Annotated in this window: 18 protein-coding genes; 11 read left to right on the top strand and 7 right to left on the bottom strand. The window is 68.4% G+C overall.

Annotated elements, in window-relative coordinates; translation table 11 throughout:
• Window positions 1-2: 2 nt before the first annotated feature.
• On the bottom strand, window positions 3-1,943 hold the full coding sequence (locus EV645_RS30045) for a potassium transporter Kup (protein WP_242000756.1): 1,941 nt from the start codon (window positions 1,941-1,943) through the stop codon (window positions 3-5).
• Window positions 1,944-1,977: 34 nt separating this feature from the next.
• Between EV645_RS30045 and EV645_RS30050 the strand changes: the two genes are divergently transcribed.
• Both EV645_RS30050 and cpt read left to right on the top strand, forming a co-directional pair.
• Window positions 1,978-3,288: an MFS transporter gene (locus EV645_RS30050; protein WP_198681944.1), complete on the top strand. Its 1,311-nt coding sequence runs from the start codon at window positions 1,978-1,980 to the stop codon at window positions 3,286-3,288.
• Complete coding sequence (gene cpt, locus EV645_RS30055) at window positions 3,285-3,821, top strand: chloramphenicol phosphotransferase CPT (protein ID WP_130447427.1); 537 nt, start codon at window positions 3,285-3,287, stop codon at window positions 3,819-3,821. The genes EV645_RS30050 and cpt overlap by 4 nt, the downstream gene beginning before the upstream one ends.
• On the opposite strand, the gene EV645_RS30060 is transcribed toward cpt, so the two are convergent.
• On the bottom strand, window positions 3,806-4,411 hold the full coding sequence (locus EV645_RS30060) for a TetR/AcrR family transcriptional regulator (protein WP_130447428.1): 606 nt from the start codon (window positions 4,409-4,411) through the stop codon (window positions 3,806-3,808). The two genes, cpt and EV645_RS30060, sit on opposite strands and share 16 nt — an antisense overlap.
• 62 nt (window positions 4,412-4,473) lie before the next feature.
• On the opposite strand from EV645_RS30060, the gene EV645_RS42920 reads away from it, so the two are divergent.
• Both EV645_RS42920 and EV645_RS30070 read left to right on the top strand, forming a co-directional pair.
• On the top strand, window positions 4,474-5,484 hold the full coding sequence (locus EV645_RS42920) for a hypothetical protein (RefSeq protein WP_130447429.1): 1,011 nt from the start codon (window positions 4,474-4,476) through the stop codon (window positions 5,482-5,484).
• 25 nt (window positions 5,485-5,509) lie between these two features.
• Entirely contained in the window at window positions 5,510-6,106 is a 597-nt protein-coding gene (locus EV645_RS30070) for a TetR/AcrR family transcriptional regulator (protein ID WP_130447430.1), read from the top strand.
• Here EV645_RS30070 and EV645_RS30075 read toward each other — a convergent pair.
• Window positions 6,076-7,173 carry an aldo/keto reductase gene (locus EV645_RS30075; protein ID WP_130447431.1) on the bottom strand — a complete coding sequence of 366 codons (1,098 nt, stop codon included), beginning with the start codon at window positions 7,171-7,173 and terminating at the stop codon, window positions 6,076-6,078. The genes EV645_RS30070 and EV645_RS30075 overlap by 31 nt on opposite strands.
• A 79-nt stretch (window positions 7,174-7,252) precedes the next feature.
• On the opposite strand from EV645_RS30075, the gene EV645_RS30080 reads away from it, so the two are divergent.
• Window positions 7,253-9,229 carry a GMC family oxidoreductase gene (locus EV645_RS30080; protein WP_242000757.1) on the top strand — a complete coding sequence of 659 codons (1,977 nt, stop codon included), beginning with the start codon at window positions 7,253-7,255 and terminating at the stop codon, window positions 9,227-9,229.
• A 72-nt stretch (window positions 9,230-9,301) separates the two neighbouring features.
• Here the strand turns inward: EV645_RS30080 and EV645_RS30085 are convergent, their stop codons facing one another.
• Together EV645_RS30085 and EV645_RS30090 are read right to left on the bottom strand one after the other, a co-directional pair.
• Window positions 9,302-9,820, bottom strand: coding sequence for a VOC family protein (locus EV645_RS30085; protein WP_130447433.1), 519 nt, complete (start codon window positions 9,818-9,820; stop codon window positions 9,302-9,304).
• A 33-nt stretch (window positions 9,821-9,853) separates the two neighbouring features.
• A complete protein-coding gene (locus tag EV645_RS30090) occupies window positions 9,854-10,567 on the bottom strand; it encodes a LysR family substrate-binding domain-containing protein (RefSeq protein ID WP_130447434.1) in 714 nt (237 codons plus the stop codon).
• 33 nt (window positions 10,568-10,600) lie between these two features.
• Here EV645_RS30090 and EV645_RS30095 point away from each other — a divergent pair, with 33 nt between their 5' ends.
• Window positions 10,601-10,984, top strand: coding sequence for a DUF5997 family protein (locus EV645_RS30095; protein WP_130447435.1), 384 nt, complete (start codon window positions 10,601-10,603; stop codon window positions 10,982-10,984).
• Window positions 10,985-11,031: 47 nt separating this feature from the next.
• Here the strand turns inward: EV645_RS30095 and EV645_RS30100 are convergent, their stop codons facing one another.
• Window positions 11,032-11,772, bottom strand: coding sequence for an alanyl-tRNA editing protein (locus tag EV645_RS30100; protein ID WP_130447436.1), 741 nt, complete (start codon window positions 11,770-11,772; stop codon window positions 11,032-11,034).
• 156 nt (window positions 11,773-11,928) lie between these two features.
• On the opposite strand from EV645_RS30100, the gene EV645_RS30105 reads away from it, so the two are divergent.
• From EV645_RS30105 to EV645_RS30115, 3 genes are read left to right on the top strand one after another with little or no spacing between them, the layout of a single operon-like run.
• The gene (locus EV645_RS30105; protein ID WP_130447437.1) at window positions 11,929-12,846 is read left to right on the top strand and encodes an N-acetylglucosamine kinase; all 918 of its coding nucleotides are present in this window, start codon (window positions 11,929-11,931) and stop codon (window positions 12,844-12,846) included.
• Window positions 12,846-13,862 (top strand): SIS domain-containing protein, encoded by a 1,017-nt coding sequence (locus EV645_RS30110; protein ID WP_130447438.1) that lies wholly within the window; start codon window positions 12,846-12,848, stop codon window positions 13,860-13,862. Before EV645_RS30105 ends, EV645_RS30110 begins: the two co-directional genes overlap by 1 nt.
• A gap of 8 nt (window positions 13,863-13,870) precedes the next feature.
• Window positions 13,871-15,751 (top strand): primary-amine oxidase, encoded by a 1,881-nt coding sequence (locus tag EV645_RS30115; protein WP_130447439.1) that lies wholly within the window; start codon window positions 13,871-13,873, stop codon window positions 15,749-15,751.
• On the opposite strand, the gene EV645_RS30120 is transcribed toward EV645_RS30115, so the two are convergent.
• Window positions 15,744-16,910: an ROK family transcriptional regulator gene (locus EV645_RS30120; RefSeq protein WP_130447440.1), complete on the bottom strand. Its 1,167-nt coding sequence runs from the start codon at window positions 16,908-16,910 to the stop codon at window positions 15,744-15,746. The two genes, EV645_RS30115 and EV645_RS30120, sit on opposite strands and share 8 nt — an antisense overlap.
• A gap of 122 nt (window positions 16,911-17,032) precedes the next feature.
• Here EV645_RS30120 and EV645_RS30125 point away from each other — a divergent pair, with 122 nt between their 5' ends.
• Both EV645_RS30125 and EV645_RS30130 read left to right on the top strand, forming a co-directional pair.
• Entirely contained in the window at window positions 17,033-17,977 is a 945-nt protein-coding gene (locus EV645_RS30125; RefSeq protein ID WP_130447441.1) for a sugar phosphate isomerase/epimerase family protein, read from the top strand.
• 51 nt (window positions 17,978-18,028) lie between these two features.
• Window positions 18,029-19,492 carry an aldehyde dehydrogenase family protein gene (locus tag EV645_RS30130; RefSeq protein WP_130447442.1) on the top strand — a complete coding sequence of 488 codons (1,464 nt, stop codon included), beginning with the start codon at window positions 18,029-18,031 and terminating at the stop codon, window positions 19,490-19,492.
• Window position 19,493 lies beyond the last annotated feature (1 nt).

Here is a 19,493-nt window from a genome sequence, read left to right on the forward strand (position 1 = left end):
GGTTACAACTCGATATGCGATCCGATGATGACGGTCCGGTCGCGCGGCAGCCCGAAGTACTCGGCGGCGTCGGCGGTGATGTGCGAGGTGGCGAGGAACAGCTGTTTGCGCCAGCCGGCCATCGTGGCGGACTTGCCGCGGCGGAGTTCGATCTTCGACAGGAAGTACGACGCGTTCTCGAGATCGATCGGACCCTCGGTCGCGGCCGGGTCCAGCAGAGCCAGGGCGCTGGGCACGTCCGACGCCTCCATGTACCCGAACTTGATCGTGACGTGCGTGATCCCGTCGTCGCCGTACCCGAGGTCGTTGACCATCACCCGCTGGTCCTCGGGGACGCGCGGGATCTCCTCGGTCTCGATCGCGACGATCACCACGTGCTCGTGGCGCACCTGGTTGTGCTCGACGTTCGCCCGCAGCGCGAGCGGGGTGCTGACGCCGCCGCGGTTCAGGAAGATCGCCGTACCTGGCACTGTCCGGACCGGCATGCCGCCGGAGCCGAGCTGGTCGATGAACTCCTGCAGCGACCCCTCCGCCCTCTCCCGCTCGGCCGTGACGACCTGTCGGCCGCGTTGCCAGGTCGTCATGATCGTGAACGCGGTCAGCGCGATCAGCAGCGGCAGCCAGGCGCCGTGGATGAGCTTGGTCAGGTTCGCCCCGACGAACAGCAGGTCGACGGAGAGCAGCAGCGCCGCGCCAGCGCCGATCAGCCACCAGGAGATGTTCCAGCGGTACCGGGCGACGTAGAAGAACAGCGTCGTGGTGATCGTGATGGTGCCGGTGACCGCCATACCGAACGCGTACGCCAGCGCGGCCGAACTGCGGAACGCGAAGACCAGCGTCAGCACCGAGACCAGCAGCAGCCAGTTGATCCACGGCACGTAGATCTGGCCCACCGTGGTCGCCGACGTGTGCGCGACCCGAAGTCGCGGCAGGTAGCCGAGTTTCGCGGCCTGCGAGGCGACGGAGTACGCGCCGGTGATGACGGCCTGCGAGGCGATCACCGTCGCCGCGGTTGCGAGGAGCACGAGCGGCAGCCGGCCCCAGTCCGGGATCAGCAGGAAGAACGGGCCGCTGATGTTGGACTGGTCCTTCAGGATCAGCGCGCCCTGACCCAGGTAGCTCAGCACGCACGCAGGCAGGACGAGGAACAGCCAGCCCCGCGTGATCGCCTTCCGGCCGAAGTGCCCCATGTCGGCGTACAGCGCCTCGGCGCCGGTGACCGAGAGCACGATGGCGGCGAGCGCGAAGAACGCGATGTGGAAGTGGCCGGTCAGGAAGCCGATCGCGTACGTCGGCGACAGCGCCTTCAGGATCTCGGGGTGCCCGGCGATACCACTGATCCCGCACGCACCGATGGCCGCGAACCAGACGATCATGATCGGCCCGAACACCCGTCCGACCGCTTCGGTGCCGCGTCGCTGGACCGCGAACAGCATGATGATGATCACCGCGGTGATCGGTACGACGTACTCGCCCAGTGACGGTTCGACGAGTTTCAGACCTTCGACCGCGGAGAGGACCGAGATGGCCGGGGTGATCATGCTGTCGCCGAAGAAGAGCGACGCTCCGAACAGGCCGAGCCCGGCCAGGACGATCGCGCCCTTGCGTTCCGGGTGCTGGCGGCCCCACTGGCGCAGCACCGTGATCAGCGCCATCAGGCCGCCCTCGCCGTTGTTGTCGGCGCGCAGCGCGAGCAGGATGTACGTCACTGTGACGATGATCATCACCGACCAGAAGATCAGCGAGACCACACCGAACACGTTCGCGTCGCTGACCGGCACCGGGTGCGGGTCATCGGGGTTGAACACGGTCTGGATCGTGTAGATCGGACTGGTCCCGATATCACCGAACACCACACCGAGTGCCCCGATGACCACCGCGAGTTTGACGGTGTCGTGGGCATTCGGCGTATGGCTCGTGGCGCCATCCTGCTGAATCGTCACGGCCCGGACGATACCTGCCCCGAGAGTTACCTGGGTGGATGTCGAGACCGTCGCCGCGACTCCGACGTACCTCATGACTACGGAGGAGGTACAGACCATGACGCCGGAGCGGGTACTGCGGACCTACGTCACGCTGGTCGCGGTGTCGACGGGGGCATCGTCGATGATCTGGGGGATCAACACGTTGTTCCTGCTCGACGCGGGGTTGAGCATCGGGAAGGCCTTCGCGGCCAACGCGTTCTTCACCGCCGGCATGGTGCTGTTCGAGGTCCCGACCGGTGTGGTCGCGGACACAGTCGGACGCCGTGCGTCGTACCTTCTGGGCACAGCCACGCTGTTCGGGGCGACGCTGCTCTACCTGCTCCTGTGGCGGGCACATGCGCCGTTCGTGCTGTGGGCGGTGGTGTCGGTGCTGCTCGGGCTCGGGTTCACGTTCTTCAGCGGCGCGACCGAGGCGTGGCTGGTCGATGGGCTGCACGCCACCGGGTACCGCGGGTCGCTCGACGCGGCGTTCGCGAAGGGGCAGGTGGCGAGCGGGATCGCGATGATGGGCGGCTCGATCGGCGGCGGCCTGCTGGCCCAGGTCACGAACCTCGGCATGCCGTACGTCGTCCGCGCGTTGTTGCTCGGGGCCACCTTCGTGGTGGCGTGGCGGGCGATGCGCGACCTCGGGTTCACGCCGAAGCCGCGGGTCTCGGTACGGGGCGAGATGGGCGGGATCGTCCGGGCATCGCTGCGGCACGGGCTGCTGAATCCGCCGGTGCGCTGGGTGATGCTCGCCGGCCCGTTCACCGCCGGTGTCAGCGTGTACGGCTTCTACGCCGCGCAGCCCTATCTCCTGCAGCTGTACGGGCATGCCGATTCGTACTGGATCGCGGGTCTGTCGGCCGGGATCGTTGCCGGTGCGCAGATCGCCGGCGGCGCGTCGGCGTCGTACGTCGCGCGCATCTTCCGGGACCGGATCGTCATCCTGATCGGGGCGATCACCACGTCCGCGGCTGTGATCGCGTTGATCGGGCTGGTGACGTCGTTCGGGGCCGCGCTGGTGCTGTTGATGGTGTGGGGCACGATGTTCGCCGCGATGACGCCGGTGCGGCAGGCGTACCTGAACAGTCACATCCCGTCGGCGCAGCGGGCGACGGTGCTGTCGTTCGACAACCTGCTCGGTTCGGCCGGTGGCGTCGTGATCCAGCCGGGGCTCGGCCGGTCCGCGGACCTGTGGGGCTACGGGCAGGCGTACCTGCTGGCGGCGGGAATCCAGGTGCTCGCGGTCCCGTTCCTCGGGCTGGCTCGCCGTAAAGCCGTCGAGGTGACGCCGGATCAGCATTTAGCCTTGCGGGCGTGACGGTTCGACTGATCATCCTCAACGGCGGCTCCAGCTCCGGGAAGACCGCGATCGTGCGGGCTCTGCAGGAGGTGCTGGACGAGCCGTGGCTCGGGTTCAGCGTGGACGACTTCGTCGACGCGCTGCCGGCCAAGCTGGAGGGTTCGCCGGACGGGATCGTGATCGGTTCTGACGGCGAGGTGTCGGTCGGGCCGGCGTTCCGCGCGCTGGAAGCGGGCTGGACCGCTGGGATCGTCGCGATGTGCCGGGCCGGCGGCCGGGTCATCATGGACGACGTCTTCCTCGGCGGCCCGTCCTCGCAGCAGCGGTGGTGGAACGCGATCGGCGACCTCGAGACGCTGTGGGTCGGCGTCCATTGCGACCCGGCGATCGCGGCGCAACGCGAACTCGCCCGCGGCGACCGCCCACCTGGCATGGCCGAAGGACAGGCGCTGATCGTCCACCAGGGGATCAGATACGACCTCGAGGTGGACACGTCGCACACCGACTCGATCGATTGTGCGCGAACGATCGCGGCCTACTTGAAGGCCTGATCGACGACAGCGAGCGCGCTGATGATGCGCTCGCGGTGCTCCGCGGCCACCACGTCAGGATCGTCGCCGGCGAAGATCCGGCGTACCGACTCGAGATGGACGACGCGGTAGGCGGCAACCGTCAGCGCTGCGGTCAGCTGAGGATCGGGTACGCCGGTGTGCGCCATCGCTCCGGCGATCGCCTGCTCGATCTGCTGCAGTAGCTCGCGGGCGCGGCTCTGCAAGGCCCGCGACTCGGCGACGACCTCCCAGAAGCGGCGGAACGTGCCGCGGATCGTCGACAGCGGGTTGCCCTCGTCGGCCAGCGCGACCAGGAGATCGGACAGCGCCTTGACCGCGGACGCGCCGCCCGGGCGGTCGTTGACTGCGGCAACGACCAGGGCCTCCGCCTCGGGGTAGCGGTCGAAGAGCAGGTCCTCCTTGCGCGCGAAATGTGCGAAGACCGTCGGCCGCGCGACATCCGCCGCCTCGGCGACCTCGGACACCGACACCGCGTCGAAGCCGCGCTCGAGGAACAGCGTGGTCGCGACCTCCGAGATCCGGGTCCGGAGTTCGGCCTTCTTCCGCTCACGGCGGCCTTGGTGGTTCACGGTTTAACCATACCGGATAAAAAGATGTACCGAGTATGAGTTCACTTGCTAAGCTGAAGGTCATGCAATCAATCGGGGTGAACTACGACACCGGCCTGCGGTACGACGGCCGCAGTACGCGCAACCGTTTCGATGCCGACGCGGTACGTCGTGAGATGGCAGTGATCGCGGACGAGCTCAATGCTCCTGCGGTCCGCGTGGTGGGCACCGAGCTGGACCGGCTGGTGGTGGCGGGCGAGGCGGCGTTGGCCGCCGGGCTGGACCTCTGGTTCTCGCCGATGCCGATGAACCTCGAGCCGTCCGAGTTCATCGCCTTCCTCACCGACTGCGCCGCGCAGGCCGAGGTACTGCGGCAGTCGGCGCGCGGCGACGTCGTGCTCGTGCTCGGGTGTGAGCTGTCCGTGTTCTGCAAGGGCTTCGTACCCGGCGAGACCACAGGGGAGCGGCTTGCGCTGATGGGCGACCCGGCGACCTGGACCGACCCGGCCAAGCTGATGGAGCTGCAGGCCGGCCTCCAGCGCTGGGGTTCGGTGCATGAAGAGCTGGCGAGTGCTGCCCGCAGCGCCTTCGGCGGCCGGATCACGTACGCCGCCGGCCTGTGGGAGGACGTGAACTGGGATCTGTTCGACATCGTCAGCGTCGACGCGTACCGGGACGCGGCCAACGCGGCGACCTTCGCCGACGAGCTGGCGTCGCGGTCGAAGTGGGGCAAGCCGGTCGTGGCCACCGAGTTCGGCTGCTGCGCGTACCGCGGCGCGGCCGAGCGGGGCGGGACCGGCTGGATGATCGTGGACCGCAGCGTCGACCCGCCGGTCATCAACGGATCGTACGAGCGGGACGAGGAGGAGCAAGTGGAGTATCTGTTCGAGCTCGTCGAGGAGTTCGACCGGATCGAGCTGGCGGCGGCGTTCTGGTTCAGTTTCGCGGGCTTCGAGCTGCCGCACCGCGAGGATGATCCACAGCGCGATCTCGACCTCTCGTCGTACGGGCTGGTCGCGGTCGGGGACGACGGGCAGTGGCGGCCGAAGAAGGTGTTCGGCAAGCTCGCGGAGCTCAACGCCGGCCGGAGCTGATGGACCGCGCGGTACATTTGACCGCGTGCTGACAGCGAAGGGTGCGGCGACGCGGGACAGGATCGTGGCGGCCGCTGCTGCCGAGATCCGCGAGCGTGGGATCAGCGCGGTGAAGCTGGACGACATCGGCCGGCGCAGCCGGACCGGGAAGAGCCAGCTGTTCCACTACTTCCCCGAAGGCAAGGAGCAGCTGCTGCTCGCGGTCGCCGAGCGCGAGGCCGAGCAGGTGCTCGAGGACCAGGAGCCGCACCTCGGGCAGCTGACCAGCTGGGATGCCTGGGCCGAGTGGCGTGACGTCGTCGTGGAACGGTACCGACGCCAGGGAGTGCACTGCCCGCTCGGAGTCCTCATCACCGAGATCGGGCGGCACACACCGGCGGCGCAGGCGGTGACCGGGAAGCTGCTCGCGCAATGGCAGCACCGGCTGGAGCGCGGAATCGAAGAGATGAAGGATGCGGGCGAGATCCGTGCCGACGTGGATCCCGCCCGCGCTGCGGCCGCACTGATCGCCGCGATCCAGGGCGGCGTGGTGATCCTGATGTCGTCAGGCTCGTCGACGCATCTGGAGTACGCGCTCGACCTCTGCCTGGACTACCTCCAGTTGACCACCGGCGGCCGGTAGCCGGCCGGCTTGTCGGCGACCTTCGCTCCAGCGTTGACCAACCAACCCTGGTACTCAGGCGTGAACATCCGGTACACCGATTCCGGGGGTACGGCGCTGGCATCGTCGAGCGCAGCACGAAGCTCGCTCGGCAGCTCGAATCCGAGGGCGGCGATGCTCGACTCGAGCTGCTCCGGACGGCTGGCACCGACAATCGCGGACGCGATACCGGGCTGTGTGGCAGCCCAGTTGACCGCGACTTGGGCCATCGTCACGCCGAGCTCGTCCGCGACGTCCGTCACGGTCTTCAACAGGTTCCAGTGCCGGTCGCCCCAGGTTCGCGCGGGTGAGCCGTCACCGGTGAGTCGCCCTTCACCGGCGACGCCCTGAATGTCGTCGCGCTGGTACTTCCCGGTCAGGAAGCCCGCGGCGAGCGGGCTCCACGCGGTGACACCGAGCCCCAGTTGCTGTGCCATCGGGACGTGTTCGGTTTCGATGGTCCGCTCGGCCAACGAATACGGGAGTTGCAGACTGACCATCGGCGTCAGCGAGTGCGCGTCGGCCAGCGTCTGCGCGCGAGCGGCGTACCAGGACGGTACGTCGGACAGCCCGGCGTACCGGATCTTGCCTGCCCGGACGAGGTCGTCGAGGGTCCGCAGTACTTCGTCGATCGGGGTGATGCGGTCCCAGGTGTGCAGCAGGAACAGGTCGACATAGTCGGTGCCGAGCCGGCGCAGGGACTCGTCGAGCGCGCGGATGAGGTGCTTGCGGCTGTTGCCGCCGGCGTTGGGATCGCCGGAGTCGAGGCTGTTGGTCGCCTTGGTGGTCAGCACCATCCGCTCCCGCACGCCCGCCTCGGCGATCAACCGGCCGAGGATCCGTTCGCTCTCCCCGGCGGTGTAGAAGTCGGCGGTGTCGATGAAGTTGCCGCCGGCATCGATATACGCGCGGAAGATCGCCCGCGCCTCGTCCTCGGTCTTGCCGTACGGCGCGTGGAAGCCTGCCTGTCCGAAGTTCATCGTGCCCAGTGCCAGCCGGCTGACCCGCAGCCCCGACCGCCCGAGCAAGTAGTAGTCGTCAAGTGCCATGCCCATAGCGTTGCTCGGTCGAAATGGACCGGCAAGTACAAACCGTGCAAGGTCGCGTTGTGCGTGAAAGGATTTGATCGTGGCCCTTTCTGAACAGCAACGGATCGTGCTCGAGCGGCTCTCGGAGGTCGCCGTACCGGCGGATGAGTACCCCGCGGCGGTGGGAGCGGTGGGGTTTGTGGAGCGGGTGCTGGCTGAGGATCGGCCGGACTGGCTGCCGCGGGTCGAGCGGGCCCTGGAGGTGGCTGGGCCTGTGCCGGACCTGGATGCGGTGCTGGCGGATGCGGATGGCGCCTGGCTGGTTCGGCTGGTGGCGCAGGGGTACTACGCGGACCTGGCGGCGTGGGGGATGGTCGGGTGGCAGACCGGTGACTTCTCGCCGGTGCAGACCGAGCTGACGATCACGCCACGGTCGGCGTTGGCGGATCGGTACGACGCGATCGTGATCGGCTCGGGTGCTGGTGGGGGAGCGGCGGCGCAGGTGCTCGCGGAGTCGGGCCGGTCGGTGCTCGTCGTCGAGCTGGGGCGCTATCCGACGACGGAATCGCTCACGCACGACCATCTGCGCAATCCTCGGTCGGTGGCAGGGCTGCCGGCACTGACCGACCCGGATCCTGCTGGTCGGCCCCGGATCTCCGTCGTGGACGGTGTGCGGAGTCAGGTCCTACCGCCCGACGGTGGCTGGGGGAACAACGCGTTCACGGTCGGCGGTGGGACGCGCGTGTACGGCGCGCAGGCGTGGCGGTTCGTCCCGCGGGACTTCCGGATGGCGACGACGTACGGCGTACCGGAGGGCAGCGCGCTCGCCGACTGGCCGATCTCGTACGACGACCTGGAGCCGTACTACTCGCTGGCCGAGCAGCGGTTCGGGGTGAGCGGTGGCGGGGCGGACCCGTGGCACGAGCCGCGCTCGATCCCGCTGCCGATGCCGCCGATGCCGCGGACCGGGCCGGCTGAGCTGTTGTCCGCGGCTGCGGATCGGCTGGGCTGGGGGATCCTCGACGTACCGCTGCTGATCAACTCGGTCGACTACCAAGGGCGTTCAGGCTGCGTGCGGTGTGGGCAGTGTGTCGGCTTCGCCTGTCCGGTCGACGCGAAGGGCGGGACGCACAACACCGCGCTCCCGGCTGCGCTCGCGACCGGCAACTGCACGCTGGTCACCGAGACGACGGCCGAGCGACTGGTCACCGACTCAACTGGCCGGGTCACCGGTGTCGCGCTGGTCGCCGACGGGGGATGGCGGCGGACTGTCTCCTGCAACGAGATCGTGGTCTCCGCGGGTGCATCGGAGACGCCGCGGCTGCTGCTGAACAGCGCGCACGACGGCGAGCCGCACGGGATCGGCAACAACCAGGACCAGGTCGGGCGGCATCTGCAGGCCCACGTGTACGCCGGTGCGATCGGCCTGTTCGAGGACGAGGTGGTCGATCTCGTCGGGCCGGGTGCGTCGATCGCGACCTGCGACTTCCGGCACGGGAACGACGGGATCATCGGCGGCGGGATGCTCGCGAACGAGTTCGTGCCGACGCCCGCGGCGACGTACGACTATCTGACCGGGGCCGGGCTCATCCCGCGCGGCGGTCTGGCGAGCAAGCAGGCGATGCGGCACGAGGTACGACGGATGCTCCGTGTGGTCGGACCGATCCAGGAGGTGTCGTCGGCCGAGTCGCGGGTCCGCGTGGACCCGTCGGTGGTCGACCGGTTCGGCAATCCGGTCGTCGTGACCAGTGGGTCGATCCATCCGGAGGACGTCCGCGCGCACGGCTTCATGAGCGCCAAGGCCAAGGCATGGCTCGAGGAGGCAGGCGCGATCCGGACCGCGGTCGGCGGCGTCGGCACGCTCGGCCGCGCGAGCAGCGGACAGCACCAGGCCGGCTCGTGCCGCATGGGCAACGACCCGGCCCGATCAGTCACAGACCCGCACGGTCGCGTCTGGGGTCACGACAACGTCTGGATCGCCGACGCCTCGCTCCACGTCACCAACGGCGGCGTGAACCCCGTCCTCACCGTCCTGGCCAACTCCTTGCGGATCGCCGCCCACATAACCCGGGCTTGAGCCGCCGCTGACGGGTTGTTTGCGTGCTGACGTGTTGTATGCCGCCAGCGGCGAAACAACCCGCCAGTCGGGTCAACCCAGGACGCGGGAGATGCCGACGCCGCTGCGGGCGTCGCGGCCGTACTTCTCGATCTCGGCGGCCAGGTTCAGGCGGGCGATGCCGGTCTTGTTGCGGTCGTCGTCGGTGAGCAGGTCGGCCGGGATGATCCAGACGATCTCGAACTCGAGCCCGTCGGGGTCCTTGCCGTACAGCGACTTCGTCGTCCCGTGGTCCGAGGCGCCGACGAGCGCGTCGTGCTCGCTCAACTTGCCGGCCAGGTCCTCGAGGTCGCCGAGCGTGTCGACCTCCCAGGCCAGGTGGTACAGCCCGACCGTCGTCCGGCCCGCACCGGACGAACCCGCCTGCGACCCGATCTGGAACAGCCCGAGGTCGTGGTCGTTGCTCGACCCCGGCGCCCGGAGGAACGCCGCGCCCGGGATCGCGTCACCGGACTCGGTGTAGCCGAAGCCGAGGACGTCTCGGTAGAACGCGACGCTCGCCGCGACGTCGCGCACGTACAGGACCGCGTGGTTCAACCGGAAGATCGCCATACCCACGATAATAGTTGAGAACTCAACTTGAGACTAGCGACGGCGCCGCGGCTTCTGCTGCCGGGGGTTCGACGCGGCCTTCTTGCCCGGAGCTGCCTTCTTCGGAGCTGCCTTCTTCGGAGCTGCCTTCTTCGGTGTTCTCGGCGCCTTCGGTGCCGGGCCGCGGGTGCTGTTGACGGTCCGGCCGCGGACGATGCCGATCAGATGCTCGACCAGCTCACTGGTCTCGGCCTCCGGCCAGCTCAGCGCGACCTGCGACTCGGGTACGCCGGTCAGCGGCCGGTACGTCAGGTCCTTGCGATGGTGCAACCGCGCCAACGACTGCGGTACGACGAGCAGCCCCGTGCCCATGGCAACCAACTCGATCGCGTCCCCGGTGCGCGCCGGCCGTTCCTCGATGAGCCGCCCCGGCGGCCGCTCCCAGTCGAGTACGTCGTCCTGCGCGTGCAGCATGAGCTCGTCGGCGAGGTCGTCGACGGTGATCTCTTCGGCGGCCGTGATCACGTGGTCCTTGGGCACCACGACGACGGTCTGCTCGACGTACAGCGGGATGGCGTGCAAGCCGGTGCGGTCGATCGGCAGGCGCAGGAGCACCGCGTCGGCCTCGCCACGGCGTACCAGGTCGGGCGCATCCGCGGCGGTGACCTGGATCAGCTCCAGCGGGACGCGGGGGAGGCGCTCGGCCCAGAGCCGGACCCACTTGGCTGGGGTCACGCCGGGAACGTAGCCCAGCCGGAATCCGGTCACGGCTCACAGGTTACCGGGCGTTACCCTGCTGTCATGACAGCGCGCAAGGCACCCCAGAAGACTTCGCAGACGATGAAGCCCTCGACGGCGGCGAAGAAACTGGACGTGTACCTCCCGGCCACCCCGGCGGAGTTCCAGGAGGGCGTCGTATCGCGCGACGAGCTGAACGCGCTGCAGACCGACCCGCCCGAATGGCTCCAGGAGCTCCGCCGGACCGGCCCGCACCCACGTTCCGTGGTGGCAGCCAGGCTCGGCGTCTCAATCAGCGGCCTGGCCCGCGCCGGCATCACCGAGGCCCTGACCACGGACGACATCGAGGCGATCCGCGCCGACAACCCCGACTGGCTCGAACACGAACGCACCACCCAAGCCGAAGTCCGCCGCCAGGCCGCCGAACAGAAGAAGCAGAAGTCTTAGAGACCGACCCGGGGCTCGGTTCCGGAATCCGTTCTTTCTCTGGTGCTTCAGCTGATGCGGACGCGGAGGCGGCGGAAGCCTTTGCCCTTGCTTTCCATCTTGACTACTTCCAGTTGGCCGATCAGGGCGGTTGACGCCACGTGGGTGCCGCCGTCGGCTTGGGTGTCCAGGCCGGCGATGTCGACGATGCGGACGATCTCGATGTCGGGTGGGAGCAGGTTCGTCGCGGTTCGGATGATGTCCGGGATCGCGAACGCCTCCTCGCGCGGCAGGTTGCTGACTGTGATCCGGCGGTCGGTGCGGATCTCCGCGTTCACCGCCTCCGCGACGCGCTCCTTGAAGTCAGGCGGTACGTCGGCCAGGTCGAAGTCCATCCGCGCGGACAGCGGCTCCATGTTCCCGCCCGTCACGAGCGCCCCGAAGTCGCGGAACACTACCCCGGTCAGCACGTGCAGCCCGGAGTGGGTCCGCATCAGCTGAGTACGCCGTTCGTCGTCGAGCGCCCCGCGCACCGCCGTACCGACCGGCGGGACCGGGTCGCCGTCCTGGGGGACCAGATACAGGTCGTCGCCGCGGACCGTCCCCACGATCCGGGTCCGTACGCCGCCCCACAGCAGCACGCCCTCGTCCGGCGGTTGCCCGCCGCCACCGGGATAGAACGCGGACCGGTCGAGCACGATCCCGCGCTCCGGATCCACCCCGACGACCGTCGCGTCCCACTCCCGCACCGACGCATCGTCCAGATCCAGCCGATGCGTGTGCCCGTGCTGATTCCCCTCGCCGCTCATAGCTCCCGAATCTAGCAACCCTTGTCGTCGCTCGCCTAAGTTTGTTAAGCTGCCGAACATAGCGAGCAGAACGATTGAGGTGCTCGCCACGCTGAATGTCCGCAGGTATGGGGCTCTCCTCTCTTGAGGACCAATCGAGGGTTCGGTGATCGAACGATGGCAGCTGCCTCGCCCCACCCGCGGGAGGTCGTCGGCGTTGATGTCGGCGGCACCAAGACCCACTTCGCGCTCGGGTACGGCGAGAGCGTCACGAAGGAGTGGACCGTGAGTACGCCGACCTGGCGAACGCACTCGCTCCGTGACAACGCGGTAGGACTGCACCGCCTCATCAGCGAATGGCTCGGCCCGCAGGCGCTGCGTCTCCCATTGGTCGTCGGCGCACATGGTTGCGACAGCACCGAGCAGTGCGACGACTTCGCGGCCGCCCTCCGCCAGTACTTCGTCGGCGGTGTCCTGGTCGTCAACGATGCCGAGCTGCTCGTCCCGGCCGCGGCTCAGCGCGACGGCATCGGGCTGATCGCGGGCACCGGGTCGATCGCGGTCGCGCGGATGGATGGACGACTGGTCACCGCCGGCGGCTGGGGCTGGGTTCTCGGCGACGAGGGCGGCGCGGCAGGCCTGGTACGCGAGGCCGCACGCGCGGTGCTCGGCCAGCTGGACAGCGGCGAGCCGGCCGACCCTCTCGGTAGGCGACTCCTTACCGTCTTCGAGGCCACCGACGGGGCCCAACTGGCGATGGCAGTCACTGCCTCGACCTCGCCCGCGTGGCTCGGCGAGTGGGCCATCGAGATCTTCGACGCCGCCGACGAAGGTTCGGCGTTGGCTGTCGAGGTCATCCGCGAAGCCGGGCGGCAACTGGCAGCTCTCGTCGATCGGTTGCTGCACCGCGGTGTCGCCGCCGACCAAGTCGTTGCCGGAGGCAGCGTGTTGCTCGGGCAAGGCCGGCTGCACGACGCGTTCGTGGCTGCTCTTCGCGGACGCCACCCGGACGTGACCGTCCACCTTCTTGATCGTGCACCGGTCCTCGGAGCTCTCGCTCTCGGAGACAGCCTGACAGCACTGAAGGGATCTTGATGGACTACTACGAAGCGGTCGCCGGCCAGCCGTCGGCGTTGGAGCGTTCGGCCGCCGCCGTACGGACGCAGCTCTACGACCTCGATCTCGACGCCTGGCGGCAGGGAACGTTCGGCGTGGTGTCGATGGGCGCAAGCACCCACGCCGGCAATGCCCTGGTCTTCCGGCTGGCGCACGACCGGCGGCGAGCGGTCAACTTGGCCGGGTCGGATGCGGTCGCGCTGGCTCGCTCGGGTCTGCTGGCGGGGCCGGCCGATTCGTACCTGTTCATCTCCGAAGGCGGTCGCAGCCGGGAGACGATCGAGGCCGCCGATCTGGTCCCGGTGGGCGCCAAGCTTGGACTGACCAACGTTCCGGACGGGCCGATGGCGGCGCATGTCGATGCGATCGTGGCGCTGGAGGCGGGGGAGGACAGCCGGGTCTATACCGTCGGCTACACGACGACTTTGCAGGCGTGTGGACTGCTGGCCGATGTCCTGGTCGGCAGGGACGACGGTGATGACTGGCATCGCTTGCCGGAGTTGGCGTCGCGCACGCTGGACCGTCAGGCGTCGGCCGCCTCGGAGGCAGCGGCGGTGTTCGCCCTGGCCGAATCGATCGACGTCGTCGGTGCGGCCGGGTCGTACGCCGCAGCAGCCGAGGCCGCGTTGTTGCTCCGGGAGTCGACCAGGATCTGCACCTCGACGTACGAGACGTATCAGTATCTGCACGGTCCGATGGAGCCGCTGAGGCCGTCGGCGAATGCCTGTCTGCTGATCGGGGACGGCCGTGAAGTGACCCTTGCGCAATACCTTGCGCGGGCCGGGATTCCGACCGTCCTGGTGACGCCGGCATCGGTCGACGAAGCGGACAACCTCGTCGTGATGACGGTGCCTCAGGCACCGACCATGTCCCGCGCCGTGCTGGAAATTCTGCCGGTGCAGTTGCTCGCCGGTGAGATGGCGCGGCTGCGCGGCCTGGCGATCGACGGGTTCCTCCATCACCAGGACGACACCAAGGTGCCGGCCCGAACCTAGGAGATGCGATGGCGAGCAGTCACCCGCTCGACCCGGTTTCGGCCGACGAGTACACAGCAGCACGCGCCGTACTGGACGACGCCGGGCTGTTGAAGCCGACCACCCGGTTCGCGTACGTCGGCCTGGAAGAGCCACCCAAGCGCGAAGTCCTGGACGGTACGTCGACCGAGCGCCGGATCCGGGCGTACCTGATCGATGTCGCCACCGGCGAGCTCGCTGATGTGGTGGTGTCCATAAGCCGCGGTGAGGTGATCCGGCAACGGAAGCTCGACCCCGCGCGGGACGGCCAGCTGCCGATTCTCGACGAGGACTTCGCTCGGGTCGACGAGATCGTGCACGCGGACCCCGAGTGGCAGAAGGCAGTACTGCGTCGTGGCGTGACCGACCTGTCGACGGTCCGTGTGTGCCCGCTGACGGCCGGCTGGTACGGGCACGCCGGCGAGGAAGGCCGCCGGATCGTCCGGGTGCTCGCGTTCGTCCAGGAGCACGAGTCGGATCTCGCGTGGGCCCATCCGATCGACGGCCTGGCGGCGTACGTCGATCTGGTCGAAGGACGCGTGTACCAGCTGATCGACGAGGCCGACCTGCCGATCCCGGCGGAGTCCGGTGACTACTCCGCCGTCGAGCCGCGCACCACGTTGAAGCCGATCGAGATCACCCAGCCGGACGGGCCGAGCTTCACCCTGGACGGCCACCTGCTGGAGTGGCAGAACTGGTCTGTTCGCATCGGCTTCGACGCCCGCGAGGGCCTCACCCTGCACCAGCTCGGCGTCGACGGCCGACCGGTGATCTATCGCGCCTCGGTCCCCGAGATGGTCGTCCCGTACGGCGATCCCGGGCCGGCGCGCTATTTCCAGACGTACTTCGACAACGGCGAGTACCTGATCGGCAAGTTCGCCAACTCGCTCGAACTCGGCTGCGACTGTCTGGGCGAGATCGCCTACCTGGACGCGATCGTTGCTGATGACAACGGTCGGCCGAAGACGATCCGCAACGCCGTCTGCATCCACGAGGAGGACGTCGGCATCCTGTGGAAGCACACCGACATCTTCAACGGATCCTCCCAGACGCGGCGGCAGCGCCGGCTGGTGATCTCGTTCTTCACCACGGTCGGCAACTACGACTACGGCTACTACTGGTACCTGTACCTGGACGGCACGATCGAGCTGGAGATCAAGCTGACCGGGGTGATCTGGACCTCCAGCGACCCGCAGGACTATCGGTACGGCGCGGAGGTCGCGCCCGGGCTCGGCGCCCCGGCACATCAACACCTGTTCGGCGTACGGCTGGACATGATGGTGGACGGGACGACGAACGCGGTCGACGAGATCGACGTCCAAGGGCAGCCGATCGGGCCCGACAATCCGTACGGCAATGCCCTGACCCGAACGATCACCCGGCTGCCGAAAGAGACCGACGCGACCCGCCTGGCAAGCACCGAACACGGCCGGGTCTGGAGCATTGTCAACACCGAGCAGAACAACCGGCTCGGACGGCCGACCGCGTACACCTTGCATCCGCAGCCGGCCCCGCCGCTGCTCGCGGCCGAATCATCGACGCTGCACCGTCGGGCCGCGTTCGCCACCAAGCATCTCTGGGTCACGCGGTACGACCCGGACGAGCGGTATCCGGCGGGGGACTACGTCAACCAGCATCCGGGCGGCGCCGGACTGCCCAGCTACATCGCGGCCGACCGCGCCATCGACGGCGAGGACATCGTCGTCTGGCACACGTTCGGGCCCACGCACTTCCCTCGCACAGAGGACTGGCCGGTCATGCCGGTCGACCGCTGCGGATTCACCCTGCGGCCGTCAGGGTTCTTCGACCGCAACCCCACGCTCGACGTACCGGCGCCGGAGAGTCGGCACTGCCATGACCACGTCAGGTAAGGCGGTCGAGCGCCCGCGTGATGGCGATGTGTACTGCGCCGAGGACCGTGGCGTGCTCGCCGAGGGCGCCGACGGTGATCTCGGTGTCCCAGGCCAGCGCGGTCGTTGCCCGCCGTACGCCGGGGAGGAGCAGCTGGTTCTGACCGACGCCACCGCCGAGTACGACGAGGCCGGGGTCCAGGACGCTCATCACGCCCACGGCCAGGCGACCGATATCGGTGGCGTGCTGATCGACGAGCCGCCGTGCGGTCGACTGCCCGCGCGCCGCGGCCTGGAACAGAGCCTCCGCGTCCTTCGGCACCGGCCCGTTGCCGCTGGTCCAGACCTCCGCGCACCGGGCCATCAGCGCCTCGGACCCGAGGTACTCCTCGAGGCCGGCGCGGGTCGGCTCCTCGCCCGGCGACCAGGGGAACGGCATCATCGCGACCTCCCCGGAGGCGCCGTGCGCACCGTGCATCAGCTTGCCGTCGATCACGATGCCGAGACCGATCTTCACGCCGACCTGCAGATAGACGAAGGTGTCCTGGTTCTGCGCGGCGCCGAGGCGGTGCTCGGCGATGGCGGCGCAGTTGACGTTGTTCTCCACGATGACCGGCACGTCGTCCGGCACCGGCAACGCGGCGGCGAGTTGCTCGACACCGTCGGGCTGCAGACCGCTCGTGCTGACGGAGGTCGGCTTCGTGCTCGGCTTGGTCGGTGCGGCGATCACGACGTCGCGCAGCGGGCCATGACCGTCGCCGACCTCGGCCAGCACCTTCTCGCAGAGCTCCATCGTGGTGGAGACCGCGGCGTCGGTGATGGTGCGCCGGCGGGCCGAGATGCGCTCCTCCCGCGCGGCGATCTGCTCGCCGTCCAGCGAGTGGGCGACGACCCGCGCACGGGTCGCGCCGACCTCGACACCGAGAACGTGACCGGCGCCTGCGGCCAGCGAGTACAGCACGGCACTACGACCGGTGGCGCCGCGCGAGGAGCCTCCGCTGCTGACCAGCTCGAGGTTCATCAGCTCAGGCATGACCGCGGACATCGTGGGCCGGGAGAGCCCGAGCGCCCTGGCCAGCTGCGGCCGGGTCGCCGGCCCGTGTGTCGCCAGCCTCCGGAGCACCCCACGCGAACTCTCCGGCAGGTCCAGTCGGCTCGGGGGCGTCGGCGCTGGGTTCACAACAGGCTCCTGACATCGAACGTGATCACGCAAAGCCCTTCCATGTTAACGCAAGAACAGGCTGTTGCTGCGGCAGTCTGAGTTTGTTAATCTACCGAACACTGAAGCCCAGGAGGCTTGTGATGAAGACCGGAGTGTTCCTGGAGTGTCTGCGCGGTTGGGCGCTGGACGATGCGCTCACCTTCCTTTCCCAGCACGACGTACAGTGCCTCGAGGTCGGGACGTTCGGCGAGTTCGTCGCCTTCGAGTACCGGCTGGACGACCTGCTCGCCGACGGGCGGCAGCGCAAGGAGCTGCTCACCCGGGTCGAGGCCGCCGGTCTCGAGATCAGCGCCTTCGGTTGCTACGGCAACCCGTTGCATCCCGATACCGGACGAGCCCTGCGTCAGCAGGACCGGTTCAACAAGACCGTCGAGCTGGCCGCGTTGCTCGGCGTACCCACGGTGACGGAGTTCGCCGGGTGCCCTGGTGACTCCGAGGATGCGCGCTACCCCAACTGGATCTCGATGCTGGCACTCGACGACTTCGCGAAGATCCTCGATTGGCAATGGTCCGAGCGGGTGCTGCCGTATTGGGAACGGGCTGCCACTTTCGCGGGCGATCACGACGTACGCGTTGCGCTCGAGCTGTATCCGGGCAGCGTCGTCTTCAATCCGCGCACGTTGATGCGACTGCGGGATGCAGTCGGTCCGGCGGTTGGTGCGCTCGTTGATCCGAGTCACCTGTTCTGGCAGCAGATCGACATCCCGGCTGCCGTGCGTTACCTCGGGCCCGCAGTACATCGCGTTCATCTGAACGACAGCCAGCTCAAACCGCAGAACCTGGATCGGGCCGGCGTACTGAACCCGGTGGCCGGCCAGGCCTGGGCGGACAAGACCTGGGTGCATCGCACGCTCGGCTTCGGGCACGGGGTCGACTTCTGGAAGGACTTCGTCGCCAGCGTGGTGGAGATCGGCTATACCGGCGATCTGTGCATCGAGCAGGGCGATCCGCTCTTCCCGGACGACGACGGTATCGCCAAGGCGGCCGCGCTGGTCCGATCGATTGCCCCCAGCAACGACCACTGAAACGACCACTGAAAACGACCACTGAAAACGACCACTGAGACGGAGACGCACGTGACGATCCAGGACCAGCAGTGGCAGCAGAGTGTCTTCGTCGACGGGGAGTTCCGGCAACCGGCCGGCAAGGCCGGGATCGACGTCCGGGACAAGGCATCGGGTGAGGTGTTCGCGACCGCCGGACTCGCCGATCCGTCCGATGTGGACGACGCGGTCGAGGCAGCAACTGTCGCGCAGCACGACTGGGCGCAGCGGACGTACGCCGAACGCGCGGACGTACTGCGCTCCGTGGCAGCCGTGCTCGCCGACCGTGCGTCGGACTTCCGTGAGCTCCTGATCCGTGAAACAGGTTGTATTGCAGGGAAAGCGGACTACGAGATCTCAGCAGCGGGCAGCGAGTTGATGGAGGCCGCGAGCCTGGCATCCCGCCCAGTAGGTGAGGTGCTCGGCTCGAACCACGCCGGCCGGCTCTCGTTGTCGGAGCGCGTCCCGGTCGGACTCGTCGGCGTCATCACGCCGTGGAACTTCCCGCTGGTACTGGGGATGCGGGTGATCGCACCGGCGCTCGCGCTGGGCAACGCCGTCGTACTCAAGCCGTCGCCGGAGACGCCGATCAGCGGCGGGCTCGCGATTGCGGACCTGTTCGCCGAGGCGGGCGCTCCGGCGGGGATCCTGAACGTCGTACCGGGGGAGGAGAAGGTCGGTCGCCGGCTGGTCGAGCACCCTGGTATCTCGATGATTCACTTCACCGGCTCGACCAAGGTCGGCCGCGAGATCGCCGCCACCGCGGGAGGCTTGCTGAAGAAGGTGTCGCTGGAGCTCGGCGGCAACAATGCGCTGATCGTGCTCGACGACGCTGACCTGGAGCAGGCGACGATGATCGGAGCCTGGTCGAGCTTCCATTACCAGGGACAGACCTGCATCACCGCCGGCCGCCACATCGTCCAACGCGACATCGCAGCCGGGTACGTCGCCGGCTTGTCCGCTCGCGCGGAGGCGATCACGGTCGGGGATCCGCTCGATCCGTCGGTCGGGCTCGGTCCGATGATCAATGCGCGACAACGGACCAGAGCGCACGAGCTGCTGGTCGAGGCGGTCGCCGAAGGGGCGCGGATCGTCACCGGGGGAGCCGGTACGGCGCCGTACTTCCGGCCGACCGTGGTCGTGGATGTGACGCCCCGGATGCGGCTGTGGACCGAGGAGATCTTCGCACCGATCGCGCCGGTGCTGGTCGTCGACGATGATGCGGAAGCGCTCGAGGTCGCCAACGACACCAGCTATGGGCTGGTCGACTCCGTGCTCAGCGCGGACCTGAGTCGCGGCCTCGCGATCGCGCGCAAGTTGTCCGCGGGGATGGTGCACATCAACGATGCGACACCACAGGACGAAGCACTGGCGCCGTTCGGCGGGATCGGGCAATCGGGTCTCGGCGGGCGGGCCGGTGGTGACTCCAACCTGGACGAGTTCACCGAACGCCGATGGCTGACCGTTGCCGGCGGCCCCGCGCATTACCCCTACTGAC

Origin of the sequence: Kribbella rubisoli, assembly GCF_004217145.1 — a bacterium.
Classification (GTDB): domain Bacteria; phylum Actinomycetota; class Actinomycetes; order Propionibacteriales; family Kribbellaceae; genus Kribbella; species Kribbella rubisoli.